The organism is Paenibacillus sp. FSL A5-0031 (assembly GCF_001956295.1).
Classification (GTDB): Bacteria; Bacillota; Bacilli; order Paenibacillales; family Paenibacillaceae; genus Pristimantibacillus.
Genome location: NZ_MRTD01000015.1, coordinates 75,690 through 95,357, shown reverse-complemented (window position 1 = coordinate 95,357; position 19,668 = coordinate 75,690). Strand labels below are relative to the sequence as shown.

Sequence of the window (19,668 nt, the reverse complement as noted above, 5' to 3'; positions counted from 1 at the left end):
TTTTTAATTGCTTGATTACAGTAAGGGAGCGAACGTGTTATGCTAGTCGTCTATGATTCCAAAACAGGCAACGTCAAGCGTTTCATTAAAAAATTGAATATGCGGGCGGTGCCGATTGATGAGAGGGAAGAAGTTGACGAGCCGTTCGTGCTAGTAACATACACAACAGGGTTCGGCCAAGTTCCAGAGAAGGTAACTTCGTTTCTAGAAAGCAACTCTGGCATGCTCCGCGGCGTTTCGGCGAGCGGCAACCGCAACTGGGGAACCGGGTTCGCTAAAAGCGCGGATACGATCTCACAAATGTACGATGTTCCAGTGATTTTGAAGTTTGAATTGTCAGGTACGAATCAAGATACGCAACATTTTGTCGAAAGGGTGCGAACCATTGAAGCATATTGAATTGAATAACGAATTGATGCAGCGCGGTGCAGACGGATTTTACCAGCTTGATAAAGATAAAGAGGCTGTCGCTGCTTTTATGGAAGAAGTGGCTGAGAAGAGCGTGAAGTTCGACTCCCTCAAACATAAGCTAGAATACTTAATCGAAAACGATTATTACGATAATGTATACGAAAAGTATACATATGAGCAGGTTGAAGCTGTATTTACACTAACGGCAAACAGCGGCTTTGAATTCCAATCCTACATGGCAGCATCGAAGTTCTATAAGGACTACGCGATGAAGACCAACAACAAATCGCAATACTTGGAGCAATATTCCGATCGTGTAGCTATCGTTGCCTTGCATTTGGGCGAAGGCGATGCAGCTAGAGCACTTCGAATTGCGGAAGCGATGATTGACCAACGTTTGCAGCCAGCTACCCCTACCTTCCTCAACGCAGGCAAGAGCCGCCGCGGAGAAATGGTTTCCTGCTTCCTGCTAGAAATGGACGACTCTCTTAACTCCATCAACTATGTACTCGGCACATGTATGCAGCTCTCCAAAATCGGTGGTGGCGTAGCCGTCAACCTATCGAAGCTTCGTGGACGCGGTGAGCCTATTAAAGGCGTAGAAGGCGCAGCAAAAGGCATTATGCCGGTGCTGAAGCTTATGGAGGATGCTTTCTCCTACGCAGACCAAATGGGACAACGCAAAGGTTCTGGTGCAGGCTACTACAATATTTTCGGCTGGGATATTATCGAATTCCTAGATTGCAAAAAAATTAACGCAGACGAAAAAGCACGCATTAAAACTCTTTCGATCGGCCTAATTATTCCGAATAAATTTTATGAGCTAGCTGCTCAAAACAAACCGCTATTCGTGTTCGGTCCACATTCCGTTCAGAAAGCATACGGCAAGCATCTCGACGATATGGATATGGACGAGATGTACGAAGAGCTGCTGGCTAATGAGCTTGTAACGAAGAAAAAAGTAATGAACGCACGCGACATGTTGACAAAAATCGCTTCGATTCAACTAGAATCTGGCTACCCATATATTATGAACAAATCGAATGCTAACAGCGTTCACGCTTTGAAGGATATCGGCTCTATCAAAATGTCCAACCTGTGCACAGAAATATTCCAGCTTCAGGAGACATCTGAAATTAAGGATTACGGCTACGAGGATGTCATTAACCGTGATATTAGCTGCAACCTTGCTTCTCTTAATATTGTTAACGTAATGGAGCACAAAAAGGTGAAGGAATCGGTACATGTTGGTATCGAAGCTTTGACGACGGTTAGTGATTTGTCTAATATCGACAATGCACCAGGCGTTCGCAAAGCGAATGAGGAGCTTCACTCCGTAGGACTTGGCGCGATGAATCTAAATGGATACCTTGCGAAAAACAAAATCGCTTACGAAAGTGAAGAAGCGAAAGATTTTGCCGGCGTATTCTTTATGATGATGAACTACTACTCCATTGAGCAAAGCATGGAGATCGCCAAAGAGCGCGGGATTACTTTCAAAGACTTCGACCGTTCGGAGTATGCGAAGGGCACATACTTCACTCGTTATGTGGAAAATGATTACCGCCCAAAAACAGACCGCGTGAAGGAATTGTTCGACGGTATGGAAATTCCATCACCTGAGGACTGGGCTGCACTTAAAGTAAAAGTCCAAGAACACGGCTTGTACCATGCTTATCGTTTGGCGATTGCGCCTACACAAAGCATTTCGTATATCCAAAATGCAACTTCAAGCGTAATGCCGATTGTTGAGCATATCGAGACACGTACGTATGCAAACTCAACTACTTATTATCCAATGCCTTATTTGGCGCAGGAAAATTACTTCTACTACAAATCGGCTTACAACATTGATCAGTTCAAGCTGATTGATCTTATTGCAGAGATCGGACAGCATATTGACCAAGGTATTTCGACTGTACTGCATGTTAACAGCAATGTGACGACACGTGAGCTGGCGCGCTTCTATGTTTATGCTGCTCAAAAAGGTCTTAAATCGCTTTATTACACAAGAACGAAGCGGCTTTCCGTTGAGGAATGCACGAGCTGCGCAGTTTAAAATATAAGAAAGTATATGTTTTTCATATACTTTTCTTATATTTCTCCGCGAAACGAAAGCTATGCCTCTAAAAGACGGCATAGCCGTTTACGCTTGAGTACTATTTAAATGACGCTTACGTAGCAAAGAAGGAGCTCACCAAATGAAAGCAGTAAACTGGAACCGCCCAGATGACGATTTCACGTTAACATTCTGGCAGCAAAATGTAATGCAATTTTGGACGGATGAAGAAATTCCGTTATCAGATGATAAAATGGACTGGATGGAAATGACGGACGCGGAGCGCACGTTGTACAAAAACGTGCTCGGCGGTCTGACTTTGCTTGATACGATTCAAGGCGGCGTCGGCATGCCGAAGATTTTGGAGCATGTGGATGGCTTGCAGCGCAAAGCAGTATTGTCATTTATGTCGATGATGGAGCAAATCCATGCCAAATCGTACAGCAGCATCTTCACTACACTTGCTTCTGGCGAAGAGATCGACGAAATTTTCCTGTGGGTCGAGCAGAACGAACAGCTTCAGAAGAAAGCAAACTTGATTTCTTCTTGGTATTCGAACATCACTGGCCCGAAAGAGCTTTACAAAGCGATGGCTGCTTCTGTATTCCTGGAGAGCTACTTGTTCTATAGCGGATTCTTCTATCCGCTTTACTTGGCTGGACAAGGTAAAATGACGAGCAGCGGCGAAATTATCGATTTGATTTTGCGTGACGAGAGCATCCATGGCTTGTACGTTGGCGTTCTAGCACAAGAGCTGTTCCAAACGTTTAGCCCTGAGGAGCAAGCACAGCTGGAAATCGAAATTTATGCATTGCTTAACGAGCTATACGAGAATGAGATTGTGTACACAGAGCATCTTTATGCACCGCTTGGCCTTGCTGAGGAAGTAAATGTTTACGTCCGCTACAATGCGAACAAAGCGCTTATGAATCTCGGTATGGAGCCGCATTTCCCTGAGGAAGCGGTAAATCCAATCGTGTTCAATGGTATCAGTACGCATACGAAGCAGCATGATTTCTTCTCCAAAAAAGGTAATGGCTACGTACGTACAATTCACGTTGAGCCGCTTAATGATGACGATTTTGTTTTCAACTTCTAATAAAACTTAATGTAAATACAACATACGAGTCGCTCTTTATTCAGCCTTCTAGGCAGGAAAAGAGCGATTTTTGATTTTTTTATTGAGGAAACAATTGACACATTATTCTTTCGATGTTAGTATTTCCCTCTCAAAACTTGCGCGGAGGTAAAAATAGTGATTACAGTTCATGGGATAAGTAAATCGTATCAGGTTGCTAAACGCTCTTCAGGCGTTAAGCAAGCAGTAAAGGCATTATTCAAAAGGGAATACAAAGTTGTGGAAGCGCTTAACGATATTTCTTTCACGATTGAGCCGGGTGAGATTGTGGGTTACATCGGACCTAACGGGGCGGGCAAGTCAACGACCATTAAAGTGATGAGCGGTATTCTTGTGCCAGACAGCGGTACATGTACGGTCATGGGTTTTACGCCGTGGAAGGATCGGGTCGCGTATGTGAAGCATATCGGTGTTGTTTTCGGTCAGCGTTCTCAGCTGTGGTGGGACGTGCCCGTCATCGATTCCTTCGATCTGCTGCGGGATATTTATAAGGTGCCAGAACAGGAGTATCAAAGCACATTAGCATTGCTTACAGAAACGCTTGAGCTGCAGGAAATCATTCAAATGCCAGTAAGACAGCTTAGTCTTGGACAAAGGATGCGCTGCGAAATTGCGGCTTCCCTGCTGCACAGCCCAAGTGTACTATTTCTGGATGAGCCCACAATAGGCCTCGATGCCGTATCCAAAATCGCTGTACGCAGCTTCATCAAGCGGATTAATGAAGAGAAAGGCGTAACGATCATTTTGACCACACATGACATGAATGATATTGAAGCGCTGGCGAACCGGATTATTCTCATTGGCAAAGGAAAGTTGCTTTATGATGGCAGCCTTAGTGCGATACGCAGCCAGTTCGGAACACAAAAAACGATTACAGTCGTATACAGCCACCGCGCTGAGCCGCTTGAGATTGCTGGTGCTGTCGTTGAAGAATGGTCGCCTGAGCGTGCAGTGCTAAGCGTCGATACAGCTCAGGTTGTCATAAGCGATGTGCTCATCCGTCTGTCCGAGCAGGTGGAGCTTCTCGATGTCACGATTGATACCTTGCCTATTGAAGATATGATCGTTCAGCTGTATAAGGAGCATCAAATATAATGAAAGCGTATATTTCGGTATTTAAGCTGCGTCTCACATACGGATTGCAATACCGTACCGCAGCGCTGGCGGGAGTTGCGACTCAATTTTTTTGGGGTTTCATTATCATTATGGTGTTTGAAGCGTTTTATAGCGGCACAACAACTCCGCCTCCGATTTCATTGAAGCAGCTTATCACATATGTATGGCTGCAGCAGGCTTTTCTTTCGTTCGTTATGTTGTGGTTCCGTGACAATGAGCTATTCGGACTTATAACGACAGGCAATATTGCTTACGAGCTTTGCAGACCTAGCGGCATTTACGGATTATGGTATGCCAAGCTTATTGCACAGCGGCTCGCGAGCGCCATTCTAAAAAGTATCCCTGTTTTAATCGTAGCTTTTTTTCTGCCAGAGCCTTACCGGATGCCGCTGCCGGAAGATCCAGCAGCCTTTGTTTTGTTTATCGTTGCATTATTGCTTGGACTGCTTATGATTGTTGCCCTTTCTATGTTGATGTACATATCCGTGTTCGTTACACTTTCGCCGGCTGGCTCGCTTCTCATGTTTGGTGTAATCGGCGAATTTCTGGCAGGCATGGTTATACCCGTGCCGCTTATGCCCTCATGGCTGCAAAACATTGTATATGTGCTGCCGTTTCGATGGACGGCGGATTTCCCATTTCGGGTTTACTCGGGACATATTGCTAAGGAAGAAGCGCTCATCGGTATCGGTGTTCAACTGGTTTGGTTTGTTGTACTAGTGGGCTTAGGCAGGCTGGCAATGGCAAAAGCATTACGTAGAGTCGTTGTGAATGGAGGGTAACCCTTATGAGATTGTTCGGTAAATATATTTTGATCATGTTTAAGTCGCAAACGCAGTACCTAACCTCATTTTGGCTGCTCTCCTTAGGTCAATTTTTTGTCCCATTTTCTGTTTTTGCAGGATTGTATTTTATGTTTGAGCGTTTTGGTCAAATTGAGGGTTGGAATTTTCAAGAAGTAGCGTTATGCTTTTCTATTATTCATATGTCATTTGCGATTAGTGAATGTTTTGCACGCGGTTTCGATTCGTTCTCTACGTTGGTCGTTAATGGAGATTTTGACCGTCTGCTGGTTAGGCCGCGCAGTACCGTGCTTCAGGTGCTCGGCTCGAAATTCGAATTTTCACGTGTGGGACGGCTGCTGCAAAGCGTAATCATCTTGACGTGGGCTTTAAGTGAGCTTACGATCGAGTGGACATTGCTTAAAACAATAACTCTTATTTTTATGATTTTGAGCGGTGTCTTTGTTTTCTCTGGTATCTTTATACTGGCTGCAACGATGTGTTTTTGGACGGTTCAAGGTCTTGAGATTGCAAATATATTTACGGACGGAGGGCGGGAGATGGCCCAGTATCCGTTAAGCATTTATAAGAAATGGGTGACTCGTTTTTTTACGTTCGTCATCCCTTTTGGAAGTGTCAATTATTTGCCATTGCTCTACTTGTTAGACAGAACCTCTGGGAATGAACTGCTCTATATGATTTCGCCAATAGCCGGCATCCTCTTTATTTTGCCTTGTCTGCTTGTATGGAACATCGGTGTTCGTCATTATCGCTCGACAGGCTCTTAATATGAACAGCACTTTATGATAACAGCAAAGGAGCGTAATGTTATGAAATCAATAGCGGTACGGGAATTAGCAGCGCAATTATCATTAGAAATATTAGCAGGAGCCGATAAGCTCGATCGACAGATTGTTAAAGCAAGAGCTTATCGACCAGGACTTGAATTTGTTGGATACTACGATTTTTTCCCACAGGAGCATGTTCAAATTTTGGGCAGGAAGGAAATTACATACCTGCACTCCTTAAGTGAAGAAGAACGCAATCACCATATTGGCAATATTGTTAAATATCATCCGCCTTGCTTTGTAGTCACTGCGGGTCAGGAAGGTCTAAAATATTTGACCAAATATTGCGATCAAGAAGGCATTCCTTTGCTGCGAACGAAGCTTCCAACGGTGCAATTGCTTGGCATGCTGGATGCTTATCTGCTCAAAACGCTTGCTCCGGAAATATCGATTCATGGGATTTGCTTAAATGTGCTTGGCATTGGCGTGCTGCTGCGCGGCAAGTCAGGCATTGGCAAAAGCGAAACAGCCCATACGCTCATCAAACGGGGCTCTAGGTTAGTTGCTGATGATATCGTTGTACTAAAAAAGCTGAGCTCCCAAACGCTGCTTGGCACGCATAATGAGAAAACAAAGGAGTTTCTAGCTCTGCGCAGCATTGGTCTTATTAATGTTGTGAGATTGTATGGCAGACAGGCGTTTCAAGATGAGACGAGAATTGTACTCGATATTGAATTAACGAAGTGGCGTGATAATGAACTCAATAATGATTTAGAGCTGGAAACCAAATTTACAGATTATATGGGCGTGAAAATTCCTCATATTGAAATCCAAGTGCAGCCGGGCAGAGACGTTGCAGGTTTAATTGAGGCAGCCGCGAATAATTGGTACTTAAAGCAGCAAGGCTATAGTGCGGTAGAAGAATTTATGAAGCGGCTGGAGCAAGGCTAGCGGCTTTGTCAATAATCCGGATAAAGGATTAACATGCAAACGACTATCCAAATACTTGCAAATCATGTTACACTATGGGCAGAGAAAGCTCATCCTAGCGCACAAGTCCTGACAGATTCGAAGGAGGAAATCGCGTGGAAAACTGCTCAATCGTAACAAAACCTGCGCTTCATTTGGCGGGTATCAGCTACTGCGGTCCATATTCATCCTTTCCGGATGAAGCCATTCGGCTGCAAACCGAGTTTTTGACACGCAAGCACGAGTTGAATGATGCAACAAAATCGACCGTATTGTACAGTCCGTACTTCGGCAATGAAGTGTTTGCTACCTACTGGGCTTGTTATGAAGTCCAGCATCTGGAGGAATTGCCTCCTGGCATGGTACAATTCACGATTCCTGAACATCGTTATGCGATGGTCGCTTGCTCCAATAAAAGAATCGGCGAAGGGTACGAGCAACTTCATGCTTGGATAAATGAGCTGCGGCTAGAGAAGCAAGAAAACGCCGTATCGCTGGAGTTGTTTTATATTGACGAGCATCATTTGGAGGAAGAGCCGGTAGAGCTGCTTATTCCGCTCAAAGGATAACCTATATGAAGTGCTTGCACGCAAACGAATCGGAGTATGGAATGGATAACATTCGAGCCGGATCATTTTGTGACAGCAAGCACTTTTTTGTTTGTGGTTGAAACAGATTTAGAGAAGAGGATTTCAAATGTCAGCTATGAGAGATTGGAATAAGCGCTCGTATTGGCAGTATGCCAGCAAGCTAGTAATTGCTGGTATTGCGGCTGGTGCTGTGAGTGGAATCGTGTTAGGCTTTACGATGAAGCTGCTTGAGCACCTTACCGGATCAGCGGTATATGTATTGCTTCTTAATATTGATTTCATAGAATGGCTGCCTTATAAACGAACGGAGACGCTTGAATTTATCCTTCATATGGTTGTTGCACTTCCACTCGGTATTATTTATTTATCCCTGTTGTCGCTTTGGAGAGCTCCGATAGGACTAAGCCTTGGCATGAGTATAGCAGTCGCATGCTGTACGTGGATTCCACTTACACAGCTCTCATTGCGTACTCCAGCGACTAGCGATGTACAAGCACTGATTTGGTGGTTGCTTGGTCATCTCTTATATGGCGCTGTACTATCGTTGTTTGGCGTGACATGGAGTAGGAAAGGAATGTTGGAAAAATGAATTATCCGTTATATATTGTAGATGCATTTACGAATGAAAAATTCAAAGGCAATCCTGCCGCCGTTTGCATTGTAGACGAACCTAAGTCTGAACGCTGGATGCAGCAGGTGGCAGCGGAAATGAATCTCTCAGAGACGGCATTTATTGAGCAGGGAGCAGAGCATTATGAGTTAAGATGGTTCACACCGATTGCTGAGATTGATTTATGTGGACATGCTACGCTTGCGACAGCACATATATTATGGGAAACGGGAAGACTGCCACAGCACGAAACAGCGCGATTTATGACGAAAAGCGGGTTATTGACCGCTGTGCATAAAGGGGACTGGATGGAGATGAATTTCCCATCCGAGCCGCCGGAAGCAGCTGTTGCACCTGAGGAGCTCATTCAAGGTCTGGGTCTCATTCCGAGATATGTTGGCCGCAATCGAATGGACTACTTTGTTGAGCTAGACAGTGAGGATACACTGCGTACGCTGCGGCCTGACTTTGGGATGCTTGCCCGTTTGAGCGCTCGAGGAATTATCGTTACAAGCCGTTCAACAAATGCTGCGTATGACTTTGTATCGCGGGCATTTTTTCCTGGCACAGGGATCGATGAAGACCCCGTAACGGGTTCGGCCCACTGCGCGCTCGCGCCATATTGGGCGAAGAGGCTCCGCAAGCAGGAGTTAACTGGCTATCAGGCATCGGAGCGCGGAGGGATTGTGAAGGTAAGACCGGATGGCGAGCGAGTGTATTTGCAAGGACAAGCAGTGACTATTCTGAGAGGGCAATTGGAGGGTTAATAAAATGTTAATGTTGAAGCTGCCAAAAGAGCAGAAGGAGCAATTGATTGCTAGCATTCAGCAGTATTTCGAGCTGGAGCGTTCGGAGACGCTTGGATCGATTGCGGCGGAGCAACTGCTCGATTTTATGATACAAGCGGTTGGGCCGCATGTTTATAATCATGCGATTAAAGATGCACGCCAAACGGTGCTTGAGCGAATGCAAACGCTGGAAGACGAGCTTTATTCACTAGAGAAGCCAACTGCGGCAAAGCGATAACGATTGGGCTTGGCAGCTGTTAGGTACAGCGAGAAGGCAGGACAGCTATTGAAATTGGTAAGCATATGACTAATATTGAGTACTTACGCTTTTCCCAGAAGCAAACAATGAAAAGGCACTGATCATCAAGGCTATAAGCCTCATGATCAGTGCCTTTTCATTGTTTATGCTTTTGATTTTTTGGAAGCAGCTGATGATTTGAACGGGGTTACTTTATTTTTGCCCGTCGTTTTGGAATAGTACATCGCTTCGTCAGCCTGCTTAATCATTTCTTGAACAACCTTGCTTTCTTTGGAGGTGCTGAAGCCGACGCTTATCGTAACCATCGTTTCCTGCTCGACTCTGCGCCGAATGGATTCAGCTACAATTTCAGGTTTTACTCGCTCCGTGCTAATGCAGCTTAGCAGCTCTTCTCCGCCATAACGGCCCGCTGATCCGATGCCGCTCGATTCTTCCTTAATAATCTCGGAAACCTGCTTCAGTACGCCATCGGCTTTATGGTGGCCATGGGTATCATTCAATTTCTTAAAGTTGTCGATATCGCAAAAAATAATAGCCATCGGCTTGTTGCTTTGAAGCAGCTGCTCCGCCTTTGAAGAGAAATGGCGCCGATTATACAATCCAGTCAAACCATCCATAATTGACGATTGATAGGTAAACATCAACCTCTCGATTACCCACTCGAACAAGAGGATAAACAACAGGGTATAATATACAATTGGCAGCAGCTGGCTAATCGTCAGCAACCAAGTCAATGAGCCATGAAATACATAGGCATTCGACAGCCTAGCAAGCTCGCTTGCAAAAAACACGATTAAGCTCGCGTAATATTTGGAGCTCATGTGGGCGCTTCTTGTATCAAGCATAATCATGAAAATAACGATCAAACCATAGAAATCGAGTGCCGGGTATGTAAAAGCTTGCGCATGAACGACCGTGTCCATTGAATTGGGCATAATCGCAAATTGTATGCCTGCAATAACGAATGTCATCATACTCATAATGATAAAGGGAATGACTTTAAGCTGTGCCGTTCGATGAGTATATAATTTCATGAAAACAAAGTTTATAATAATAAAAGATAGGATTTGAAGTATGGTAAAGGCTAAATGTAGAAATGGTGATAATGACCAGCCTGGATAAGCGAGCACGACGAGCAGGCATTGCTTAATAATAATGATTGGGATGGCTGTAATGAGCAAGCGATAAATTCGTTTGTTGCGGTAGCTTACATAAAGCCGAACCGACATGAAGAGCATTAAGATCAGAATGACGATGACCGCCGATGAAGAGAGCAGTTGTCCATTTGGGCCTGAAAGCCATTGTGTAAGAGTCATGAGTTACCCACCGTTATCTAGTATTAGTTTCAATAGCTTTACAGAAACATATGTTCTAATATATCATGTTTTACGGTGAACGAATAGTTGGAATACATGTTTTACGTTGAAAGGATGGGACACATGAATATTTTACAAGCGTTATTTTTTCCACCGGAGCAGCCGGGCGGAGTTTCTTCCATGATCCCGTATATTCAAGATAGATTCATTAAGTTTGGTTGGCAAATGGAATTGTTCTCTCTGCCTAAGCGGGTTAGAAGCAAAGGGCAGGATGAAGTGACATTCGAAACCTTTGATCACACGATCTACAGCGGAAATGTAATGGTCGATAAATATATTCAAACGTATAAAGATTACGTATGGTGGACAAAGATGCGCATCAAAAAGCCATACGATATTATACACGCGCATCATCCCATAGCTGGACTTGTCATGAAGCAGCTATTTCCAGATACTCCGCTTGCGATGACGATCCATTCCAGCTATGAACGGGAGCTGATTCTAAACGGCAAGATTAAAGAGGGCGGGCCTGAACACCGATTTCTTATGAGTCTTTATGGCGAGCTGGAAGCGAAGGCAGATCAATTGCTGACCGTTTCCGAGTCCTTCCGTACCTATATCGCTCCTCATATCAAGCATCCAGAGAAAATAAAGGTTATTCCAAATGGTTTTGACGAGAAACGATTTAAACCAATATCCCATGAGAATGCGGTAACGCAGCTCATTACGGTGTGTAGGCTCGTCCCTGCCAAAGGGCTCGATGTACTGCTGCGCGCATGCGCAGAGCTTAAACAAAAGGGTCATCCGTTTGTCCTTCATATCATTGGCGATGGACCGATTCGCGAGGAGCTTGAAGCATTAGCAGTTGAGCTTGATTTGTATGACGATATTATCTTTTACGGCTATATGCTGCATCCGGAAGAGTTTATGCCGTTTTTTGATGTATTTGTATTGCCTTCTCGCGCTGAGGCCTTCGGCTCCGTGTTCGCAGAAGCTGCTTTATGCTCGCTTGCACTTGTCGGCACGAATGTAGGAGGCATCGCCGAGCAAATCGAAGATGGCGTTAATGGATTGTTAGTACCGCCGGAAGATGCGACAGCTCTTGCTGATGCGCTGGAGAAGGTCGTAACCGATCCCACTTATCGTTATCATCTGGCAAGGTCTGGTTCGGATAAAGCCAAAAAGGTATATTCACTTCAACGAGTGATTGCACAGCTGAAAAAAGTTTATATTCATATGAAGCCGGAATAACGGCTCATTCTATCGGAATAGGCGGTTATAAAATGTCGGTACCTTTTCGATTTATCCATGCAGCAGATTTGCATTTAGACAGCCCTTTCCGAGGGCTTGCGAAGGCTCCGGATCAAGTGCGAGAGGTGCTCAGCGAGTCCACCTTTGCAGCGCTGCGTCAGCTAACGCAGACCGCCATACGCGAGCAGGTGGATTTTATCGTGCTGGCTGGCGATTTGTTCGATGAAGCAGATCGCTCGCTTAGAGCACAGCTTATGCTCGTACGAGAGTGGCAAAAGCTGCAGGAGCACGGAATATCCGTATATGTGATCCATGGAAATCACGACCCGTTAAATGGCGAGCGAGCAGACTTAGAACTGCCGACAAACGTGCATATATTTGGAGCGGATCAAATGGAATATCGGCCGGCTTACCGTACTAACGGTGAGCTGGCTGCATTTGTTTACGGCAGGTCATACGGAAAACGCGTCGTCTCGGAAAATATAGCTGCGGCTTATCAAATACAGCAGGAAGCGCCCTTTCATATCGCGCTGCTGCACGGAAATGTTGATGGCGATGGAACGCATGACCCGTATGCTCCATGCTCGCTGGGCGAGCTTATCGGGGGCAAGGGCTTTGATTATTGGGCGCTAGGCCATATCCATAAACGAAGGGTGCTGCATGAATACCCTCACGTCGTATACGCAGGCAACACACAAGGAAGAAATCCGCGTGAAGTAGGAGCAAAGGGCTGTTATTTGGTGGAGGTAACCGCTGCAAGAGCGGTAGAGCTGACCTTTATGCCGCTGGATGAAGTCAGGTGGCACGAGTATGACTGCTCCATCTCTGAGCTGAGTACAGAACAGGAGCTTTTGCAGCAATTGGAAGGTCTGATTGACAGAATATTAGCTGAAGCGGAAGGCCGCTCGGTTATGCTTCGACTTTGCTTGACAGGTCGCGGGCTGCTGCATCAGAAGCTATCGGAGCCAGCGGTTGTTCGAACGCTGCTTGAGCAATTGCAGGAGGGCAGGGCGATATCGTCAACTGAACCATGGATCTTCATGCATGGGCTAGAGGTGAATACAGGGGCTGCGATCAACTGGGAGGAGCTGGCGGTGGAAGACAGCTTTACCGGAGAGCTCGTTCGATTTAGCGCAGCATTAACGGAGGATGAGAAGTTATGGCAGGATTTTGCCAAAAATGCTGTGAGCCCGGCAGCAGGGCATGCGAAGCTTGGCAGACTTATGTTTAACCAATGGGACGAGCCACCCGAGCGCTGGCTAGAGCAAGCGCGCGAGCTGACGCTTGGTTTGCTTCATGATCATGAACGTGGCGGATGATGATAGGGCTACTGCAGCTTGTATCTGCAAATGCCTATAGGAGATGACAGGTAGCATGAAGCTTTTGAAGGCTGAAATTGACGGTTTCGGACAGCTATATAGGAAGCAAATACCGCTCGATGCGGCGGTCATTATCGTATATGGTCCAAATGAAGCGGGAAAAAGCACGATATTCGGCTTTATCCGATCGATGCTTTTTGGTTTTGCCAAACGCGGACAGTCGAATGAGCGGCAAGAACCGGTGAATGGCGGCAAGCATGGCGGTCGGATGTTTTTTCAAAGTGCAGAAGATGGAGCATACGTTGTTGAGCGGTATGCGGCTGATGGATTAGGCAAGCTTAAGCTTCGCGCTCTAAGCCATGCAGCTGGCAATGACGAATTGTTAAATGAACCATTCATTAGCGTTATTGCTGCAGCAGATAAAGCTCTCGAAGAAGCAGCACTCACACAAACGGAATGGGAACGGCAGTTTTTAGGAGGCATTAGCGAAAAATTGTATCGACAGTTATTCGCCATTACGCTGACTGAACTGCAAGCAATCGGCGCATTGTCGGGAGAAGAGCTTGGACAATATTTGTATCAAGCAGGGTGGGACAACGGAAAATCGATAGCAGCAGCTGAGAAGCGTTTAGCACAGGAGATGGACCTTCTCTTTAAGCCTCGCGGAGCTAATCAACAAATTAATCAGCATTTGAAAACGCTTGAGCAAATAGATGTGCAGCTTCGGAAGCGCGCAGATGCCATTGTGTCCTACAATCAGTTGACGCAGCAGACGGGCCAGCTGGATGCATTCTTGCAGCAGCTGGAATTGGAGCTGCCAGCAAAGGAAGCAAGGCAAATGCTGCTTCATAAAGCTTGCACGACTAGGCCTTTGTGGATTCGCAAGCAGCAGCTGATGATTGAGCGCGAGCAAGTCGCTTACGCTGCAGAGCTGTCGCCGCATGCGGAGAAGGAATGGGACGAGCTGCAAAGGCAAAGAGCTGAGCTGCGCGAAGAAGCTGAGAAGCAAAGGCAGAAAGCGCTGCTGATGGAGCTGCAGCTTGAAGCGATAAGTTATGATGAGCAGCTTCTTCGTATTGGAGATGAGACGGAAGCACTGCTTCAGGCAGCTGAGAGCATGCGCCAGCTGAAGCAGGACAGCATGGAGCTGGAATCAGAGCTGCGCGAGCATGATGAGATGATTGCGAGGCTCGTTACCAGCATCGCGCCGGAATGGACAGAGCGTCAGTTGAGGGAGCTTCACGTTACGATAGCCGATCGTGACTTTGTGCGCAGCGCTAAGCAGCAGGAGCTGGAGCATGCGCGAGGAGAGGAGCGATTCGCGGCTGAGCTTGAGACGCTTAAGCAGCAGGAGCAGGAAGCGTCTATCGCTTTGGAGGAGGCGAGGTCAGCCGCCGCACGGGAGAAGGAGCGCAGCGAGCAGGAGGGCAGCACCGGATTTGAGGTGCTGCCGCGCACGCGAGATGCGCTGAAGGGGGCGTGGAACGCCCTCGATAGCGCGCTGCGCGAGTGGGAGCTCGAGCGGGCGCGCTCTGCCGGAGCCGCTGCAGCCGCAAGCGATAGCGAGTCGGCTGGCCGCGGCGCGGCAGCTTCGGGCCGAAGCGGAGCCGGCCCTTGGTGGGCTGCGGCGGCAGGAGCGGGCGGAGCCGCGCTGGCGCTTGGAGCTGCCGCGCTTGGCGGAGCAGGGCGCGGTGCAGGTATTGCTGCGCTGGCGCTGGCGGGAGCGGCGCTTGCGTTTGTTGTTGTGGCGCTGCTGCGGAGTCGCGGCGCTGGGAGTGCAGCAGCAGGCGAGAGCAGCGATCAGCTGCGTGGACGCGGGCGTTCGCGAGGGCGCGGCGGAGCAGCTCCGCTCACTGGTACGGAACTTAATGAACGAGAGAAACGAGTGCATCAAGCTTTAGAGATGATTGTACATAATCCGCAAGAGGCAGCTGCTGCCCTGCTTGCGGCAAAGCATTACAGCTCGCCAGAGCATCTGCTCGCTGCGGAACAAGCGCGCACACAGCTGCGCGCCGCAGTCGAAGCCCGTCTCGAGGCGCTGCAGCGCAGCGAGCGCCTCATCGACCATAGCAGCGAGCTCGCCCGCCGCCTAGAGCGGCTGCGCGCGCACGCTGCAGGACGCAGCGAGGCTGCCGCTGCTGCTGCACAAGCAAGGCAAGCCATCGCCCATCAGTGGGCTGACTGGCTTGCAGCTCGCTCACTGCCGGCGGGAATGTCGCCGGCCGCTGCGCTCGAAGCATTCGAGCTTGCCGAGCAAGCTTTGCAGCGGCTGCAGCATTATGACCGGCTGTCGGCGAAACAAGCCGCCGCAGGCAAACAGCTGGCTGCTTTCGCTGCGCAAGCAGCTGAGCTGTGCGGGCATTTCAAGGAAGCGGCCGCAGCGGCGGCTGCTGACCCAGCCCTCGCGCTGCGCCTGCTGCATGCCGAAATTCGCCGCCATGCTGCAGCCAAACAAGAAGCGCGCGCTATTATTGCGCGCCGCGATGAGCTGCGCATGGCGCAGCAGGCTGCTGAATCCCGGCAGCTTGAGCTAGAGAGCCAAGTGTTGATTGCAGTGGAAGCGGCTGGTCTATCAAGTGAAGCTCAATATGAGCTGGCCATTTCGCATCATAGGATATGGACGGCACTTGAGCTTGAACTTTCAAAGCTTGCGTTGGAAATAACGGCAGGCATGTCAGCGCAGAGAATTTCCGAGCTCGAGCATTTGTTTGGCAGCTATGATGAAGAGCAGCTGCAGCAGCTGCATTTGGAGTCGCAGACGGAGCTGAAAGAGCTGGAGCGGCAAAAGCAGGAGCAGCTAGAAAAGCGGGGGAGAGTGCGGCAGTCGTTAGACCATCTTTTGCAGGAAGAGGAGCATCAAAGGCTGCTTTCTGATAAAGCGATGACGGTTGCCCAGATCGAGAAGGATGCAGAGCGGTATGCGGTCCTTTCTATTAGTGCAGCATTAATTAGCCGAACAAAACGTGTTTATGAAGAAGAGCTTCAGCCTGTCGTGCTTCGCAATGCGTCGCGCTATATGATGGAGCTGACAGGTGGCAAATATATTCGGGTACTTACAACGCCAGGCGAACAGGGAATCAGGCTGGAAACAGCGGAGCACCGTCTCATCGACAGCGGAATGTTAAGCAGAGGAACAGCGGAGCAGGTTTATTTGGCGATGCGCCTTGCTTTGGCGGAGGAAGCAACAAGTGGAGCGAAGCTTCCTCTTATGCTGGATGATGTGTTTGTTAATTTCGACAAAGGCAGGCTGCATGCAGTAACCAAGCTGCTCGCATCCTTATCGAGTGAAAGGCAAATGATAGTTATGACTTGTCATGAGCATGTTCGAGACGCAATGCTTGAGCATTGCGAGGGTGCGTTACTCGTACAAATATGATGATCTATAGCAGCCAGCTGCTCTCTAATGAGTAATAACACGTTTGCGGATAATTAAGATGAGCCAGCCCAAGCTGACCAAGCCGAATAACGGATAAAGAGTTGATAGCAGCGGACCAAATCCGATTTGGCTGGCTACATAACAAATCGCGAGGATAAGAAGTACAATCAAGCTCCGAGCCCATTTCAAACGCTCATGAAGCTGAAGGGTGAGGCCGTAGATGTCTGCAATGAGTGTCGTGAAGATTTCAGCGAAAATAATGAAAACGTAAATAAACTGTACGCTAGGCCCTAGCTGCCTAGCAATCCCGCCCATCGGTATTGCGAATTGTTGAATGCCTGGCATATGAACGGAAAGCGCGATGTGACCAGCCAGCAGCATGAACCCGATACCGATTCCTCCGACCCATGAGCCAGCAATAATGACTTTGCGGTCACGAATTTCTGCTCCCAGCGGTACAAGCACAGCTTGCGACATTGAGAGGTTGAAGGCGGTATATAAAAAAGGTGAAGCCCAAGCGGCCCAGATGGAATGGTCGCTTGATAAAGTAATGAACTTGTCTGCGCCTGGCGTTTGAAATGTATTGATTATGATGAGTACAGTGAACAGCAGCATAACAGGAACGACGATCGCATTGACCGTTAGAATAGCATTCATTCCTTTGCGCAGCAAAAAATAACAAGCGGCAATCGTAATAAGCAGACCTGATTGATATGAAATATTCCAATGCTCATAAAAGATGGTGCCGGCACCTGCGAGCATAACAGCGGTTACGCCAAGGAGTACGACTAACATGAAGTGGCTGATAAGTCGTCCATATTTGTCGCCGAACAATGCTTTATTTAAGTCTTCGTACGACTTTGCTCTAATTTCACTTGCAATGAGCATCATCTTGGTGCCTAGCCAAATGAACAAAATGGTAGATATAACAATCGTGACCGTACCCCAGTAACCGAAGCGGGTAAAAAACTGAAGTATTTCTTGGCCGGTGGCAAAACCGGCCCCCACGATTGTCCCCATGTAAGTTGAAGCGATTTGCAATACTTTCCCAGTACGTTTCCACATCGTCTACCGTCCTCCGTTCGAAAACCCTCTATAATTAGAAGGTATGTCCAAACGGGGACAGGCATGACTTTTTTCAAAATATTACGATTTTCTACGGGATATTTAGAAGCAGAGAGGGCCTTAATTTAGTAGCGGCGGTAGTGCTGTGGTGTATTTTCTTCAATGGAGCCTTGGTTTGCTCTTTATATTAGTTACGTATGCTAAATTCTGTCTAGCTGGTAGCGAGAAGCTTAATGGAAATGATTTCGTTATGCTCGGGATCAAGATCCAGCTTAAGCAGCGCTTTGTTTGCTTTGTAAGTGAGCAAATAGGCGGTTTGCTTCTCAGGCTTGCCAAGTGCAAGCAGTGCAGCTTCCGGATTGTCCCCAATTTGCAGGCCGCTTAGGCCGGCTTGAATGTTTTTTTCAAAAAGCTCTATAAATTGTGTTTTTTTCTTAGCATTGATTCCAACTGCAAATCCGTCATATTCAAGCACTGTAACAGGATCCGTATCTTCTTCAAGCTTGTAGCTGTCTTGCGGATTGCCAAACTGCTTAACAACAGAAGCATGGGTATCGCCAATTGCTACGCCATGGAGAAGAGGTGCGTCTGCTTGCCACAATGCATCCTCACTTTCGGTTTTTACCGGCGCTTTGGGATTCTCTGGCTTGCTGACTGCTGAGGTTTCAGCGTTTGTATTGCTGCTCGTATCCACTTTGTTCACATGAGGCTCGTCCATTTGAATCTCATTTTCCGTTAGCTCAGAGTAAGAGTTCTGAGGGCTGTTAGGCTTGCTCGTCTGCTTGGTCAGAAGAGGAGCTGTGTCATCCGTGTAAGTATCGGGCGTGATCGTCGATGCGCTCTGGCAGCTGGCAAGCAATAAGGCAAGCGTTGAAGTTGCCGCGAGCATAGCCGCTTTTTTCGTAAATAATCGATTGGTTTTCAAGGTTTACACTCCTTTCCCTATAGGAAATATCATCGGTATAATGAACAATATTTATAAATGTGCAGCTAAATTCGTTCAAAAGTTAGGTTATTAAATTAGACGTGTAAAATGTGGTAAAAGTTTCTCTATTTTACTGTAGATATGAAATTTCCCGCTCGAATTCGCTAGATTTTTTGGGGATTAAAAACGATCCCTTCAATAGGGTTGCACTTTTTGCCTGACCTATGGTACGGTATCAAAAAGGATTTTGGTGGAGGTAATGAAAGATGGAAAGTTTAAAACAACGTATTTTAGCAGAATCATCCGTATTGTCTAGCAATGTACTGCGGATGGATGCTTTGATCAACCACCAGGTCGACCCAGCATTGACAATGGAAATGGGACAAGAGTTTGCAAGGCGCTTCGCGGAGGAGCAAATTACGAAGGTGATAACGGTGGAGTCGTCGGGAATACCCGCTGCCTTTGCAACCGCATATACTCTAGGAGTGCCGCTCGTTTTCGCTCGCCGCAAGAAGACATTAATTGCTGATCCGGATGCATATGTAGAACGTGTTCCTTCCTTTACAAAGGGAATGGTGACTGATATTATGGTGTCCAAACAGTTTCTAACGGCTGAAGATCGGGTACTCTTTATTGATGACATTATTGCCAACGGCGATGCAGCGCGTGGATTGATAAAAATTATTCAGCGCTCGGGAGCAGCTTTAGTTGGACTTGGCGTCGTTGTCGAGAAGTCATTTCAAGCTGGAGGAAGAACATTGCGGGAACAAGGAATTCGTGTGGAGCCGCTCGTTCGCATTTCATCGCTTGATAACGGTGAAATTAAATTTGAGTAATAAGTTCCAGTACAAATGTTCTTTTCGCATCCGGCATTATCGCTTATAATGGTACAGAAGTGATCGAGGG

At 47.2% G+C, this 19,668-nt stretch carries 18 protein-coding genes; 15 read left to right on the top strand and 3 right to left on the bottom strand.

From position 1 onward, the window contains the following. Positions 1-39 precede the first annotated feature (39 nt). The 11 genes from nrdI to BK120_RS24105 all read left to right on the top strand — a co-directional run bounded on the left by nrdI (position 40) and on the right by BK120_RS24105 (position 9,489). Positions 40-399: a class Ib ribonucleoside-diphosphate reductase assembly flavoprotein NrdI gene (nrdI, locus tag BK120_RS24155; protein WP_076270063.1), complete on the top strand. Its 360-nt coding sequence runs from the start codon at positions 40-42 to the stop codon at positions 397-399. Further along, positions 386-2,470, top strand: coding sequence for a class 1b ribonucleoside-diphosphate reductase subunit alpha (nrdE, locus tag BK120_RS24150; protein WP_076270062.1), 2,085 nt, complete (start codon positions 386-388; stop codon positions 2,468-2,470). The genes nrdI and nrdE overlap by 14 nt, the downstream gene beginning before the upstream one ends. A gap of 142 nt (positions 2,471-2,612) precedes the next feature. Then, positions 2,613-3,569: a class 1b ribonucleoside-diphosphate reductase subunit beta gene (gene nrdF / locus BK120_RS24145; protein WP_076270061.1), complete on the top strand. Its 957-nt coding sequence runs from the start codon at positions 2,613-2,615 to the stop codon at positions 3,567-3,569. 156 nt (positions 3,570-3,725) lie between these two features. Beyond that, complete coding sequence (locus BK120_RS24140; RefSeq protein ID WP_076270060.1) at positions 3,726-4,703, top strand: ABC transporter ATP-binding protein; 978 nt, start codon at positions 3,726-3,728, stop codon at positions 4,701-4,703. Next, complete coding sequence (locus BK120_RS24135; RefSeq protein ID WP_076270059.1) at positions 4,703-5,506, top strand: ABC transporter permease; 804 nt, start codon at positions 4,703-4,705, stop codon at positions 5,504-5,506. The genes BK120_RS24140 and BK120_RS24135 overlap by 1 nt, the downstream gene beginning before the upstream one ends. Before the next feature lie 5 nt (positions 5,507-5,511). Further along, positions 5,512-6,294, top strand: coding sequence for an ABC transporter permease (locus tag BK120_RS24130; protein WP_076270058.1), 783 nt, complete (start codon positions 5,512-5,514; stop codon positions 6,292-6,294). Between the two features lie 42 nt (positions 6,295-6,336). Continuing rightward, positions 6,337-7,245, top strand: coding sequence for an HPr(Ser) kinase/phosphatase (gene hprK / locus BK120_RS24125; protein ID WP_076270057.1), 909 nt, complete (start codon positions 6,337-6,339; stop codon positions 7,243-7,245). Positions 7,246-7,379: 134 nt separating this feature from the next. Next, on the top strand, positions 7,380-7,832 hold the full coding sequence (locus tag BK120_RS24120) for a GyrI-like domain-containing protein (RefSeq protein ID WP_076270056.1): 453 nt from the start codon (positions 7,380-7,382) through the stop codon (positions 7,830-7,832). Positions 7,833-7,959: 127 nt separating this feature from the next. Beyond that, on the top strand, positions 7,960-8,442 hold the full coding sequence (locus BK120_RS24115) for a hypothetical protein (protein WP_083682384.1): 483 nt from the start codon (positions 7,960-7,962) through the stop codon (positions 8,440-8,442). Continuing rightward, a complete protein-coding gene (locus BK120_RS24110; protein WP_076270055.1) occupies positions 8,439-9,230 on the top strand; it encodes a PhzF family phenazine biosynthesis protein in 792 nt (263 codons plus the stop codon). The genes BK120_RS24115 and BK120_RS24110 overlap by 4 nt, the downstream gene beginning before the upstream one ends. Before the next feature lie 4 nt (positions 9,231-9,234). Further along, positions 9,235-9,489 (top strand): DUF2164 domain-containing protein, encoded by a 255-nt coding sequence (locus BK120_RS24105; protein ID WP_076270054.1) that lies wholly within the window; start codon positions 9,235-9,237, stop codon positions 9,487-9,489. A gap of 164 nt (positions 9,490-9,653) precedes the next feature. Here BK120_RS24105 and BK120_RS24100 read toward each other — a convergent pair whose 3' ends face one another. Beyond that, positions 9,654-10,826, bottom strand: a complete 1,173-nt coding sequence (locus BK120_RS24100) for a GGDEF domain-containing protein (RefSeq protein WP_076270053.1) — start codon at positions 10,824-10,826, stop codon at positions 9,654-9,656. A 123-nt stretch (positions 10,827-10,949) separates the two neighbouring features. On the opposite strand from BK120_RS24100, the gene BK120_RS24095 reads away from it, so the two are divergent. Genes BK120_RS24095 through BK120_RS24085 form a run of 3 tightly spaced genes read left to right on the top strand, consistent with a single transcriptional unit; the run spans position 10,950 to position 16,772 of the window. Beyond that, positions 10,950-12,077, top strand: coding sequence for a glycosyltransferase family 4 protein (locus tag BK120_RS24095; RefSeq protein ID WP_076270052.1), 1,128 nt, complete (start codon positions 10,950-10,952; stop codon positions 12,075-12,077). A gap of 32 nt (positions 12,078-12,109) precedes the next feature. Next, positions 12,110-13,396: a metallophosphoesterase family protein gene (locus BK120_RS24090; RefSeq protein ID WP_076270051.1), complete on the top strand. Its 1,287-nt coding sequence runs from the start codon at positions 12,110-12,112 to the stop codon at positions 13,394-13,396. A 55-nt stretch (positions 13,397-13,451) separates the two neighbouring features. Further along, positions 13,452-16,772, top strand: coding sequence for an AAA family ATPase (locus tag BK120_RS24085; RefSeq protein WP_076270050.1), 3,321 nt, complete (start codon positions 13,452-13,454; stop codon positions 16,770-16,772). A 24-nt stretch (positions 16,773-16,796) separates the two neighbouring features. Here the strand turns inward: BK120_RS24085 and BK120_RS24080 are convergent, their stop codons facing one another. Together BK120_RS24080 and BK120_RS24075 are read right to left on the bottom strand one after the other, a co-directional pair. After that, positions 16,797-17,837 carry a YkvI family membrane protein gene (locus tag BK120_RS24080; protein WP_076270049.1) on the bottom strand — a complete coding sequence of 347 codons (1,041 nt, stop codon included), beginning with the start codon at positions 17,835-17,837 and terminating at the stop codon, positions 16,797-16,799. A 211-nt stretch (positions 17,838-18,048) separates the two neighbouring features. Further along, a complete protein-coding gene (locus BK120_RS24075) occupies positions 18,049-18,762 on the bottom strand; it encodes a hypothetical protein (RefSeq protein WP_076270048.1) in 714 nt (237 codons plus the stop codon). 266 nt (positions 18,763-19,028) lie between these two features. Between BK120_RS24075 and BK120_RS24070 the strand changes: the two genes are divergently transcribed. Then, complete coding sequence (locus BK120_RS24070) at positions 19,029-19,598, top strand: xanthine phosphoribosyltransferase (protein WP_076270047.1); 570 nt, start codon at positions 19,029-19,031, stop codon at positions 19,596-19,598. Positions 19,599-19,668 lie beyond the last annotated feature (70 nt).

Excerpts from the sequence above, each read along its gene's own strand:
- nrdI (WP_076270063.1), top strand. The coding sequence starts at position 40 with ATGCTAGTCGTCTATGATTCCAAAACAGGCAACGTCAAGCGTTTCATT.
- nrdF (WP_076270061.1), top strand. The coding sequence starts at position 2,613 with ATGAAAGCAGTAAACTGGAACCGCCCAGATGACGATTTCACGTTAACA.
- BK120_RS24135 (WP_076270059.1), top strand. The coding sequence starts at position 4,703 with ATGAAAGCGTATATTTCGGTATTTAAGCTGCGTCTCACATACGGATTG.
- BK120_RS24130 (WP_076270058.1), top strand. The coding sequence starts at position 5,512 with ATGAGATTGTTCGGTAAATATATTTTGATCATGTTTAAGTCGCAAACG.
- hprK (WP_076270057.1), top strand. The coding sequence starts at position 6,337 with ATGAAATCAATAGCGGTACGGGAATTAGCAGCGCAATTATCATTAGAA.
- BK120_RS24115 (WP_083682384.1), top strand. The coding sequence starts at position 7,960 with ATGTCAGCTATGAGAGATTGGAATAAGCGCTCGTATTGGCAGTATGCC.
- BK120_RS24110 (WP_076270055.1), top strand. The coding sequence starts at position 8,439 with ATGAATTATCCGTTATATATTGTAGATGCATTTACGAATGAAAAATTC.
- BK120_RS24105 (WP_076270054.1), top strand. The coding sequence starts at position 9,235 with ATGTTAATGTTGAAGCTGCCAAAAGAGCAGAAGGAGCAATTGATTGCT.
- BK120_RS24100 (WP_076270053.1), bottom strand. The coding sequence starts at position 10,826 with ATGACTCTTACACAATGGCTTTCAGGCCCAAATGGACAACTGCTCTCT.
- BK120_RS24095 (WP_076270052.1), top strand. The coding sequence starts at position 10,950 with ATGAATATTTTACAAGCGTTATTTTTTCCACCGGAGCAGCCGGGCGGA.
- BK120_RS24090 (WP_076270051.1), top strand. The coding sequence starts at position 12,110 with ATGTCGGTACCTTTTCGATTTATCCATGCAGCAGATTTGCATTTAGAC.
- BK120_RS24085 (WP_076270050.1), top strand. The coding sequence starts at position 13,452 with ATGAAGCTTTTGAAGGCTGAAATTGACGGTTTCGGACAGCTATATAGG.
- BK120_RS24080 (WP_076270049.1), bottom strand. The coding sequence starts at position 17,837 with ATGTGGAAACGTACTGGGAAAGTATTGCAAATCGCTTCAACTTACATG.
- BK120_RS24070 (WP_076270047.1), top strand. The coding sequence starts at position 19,029 with ATGGAAAGTTTAAAACAACGTATTTTAGCAGAATCATCCGTATTGTCT.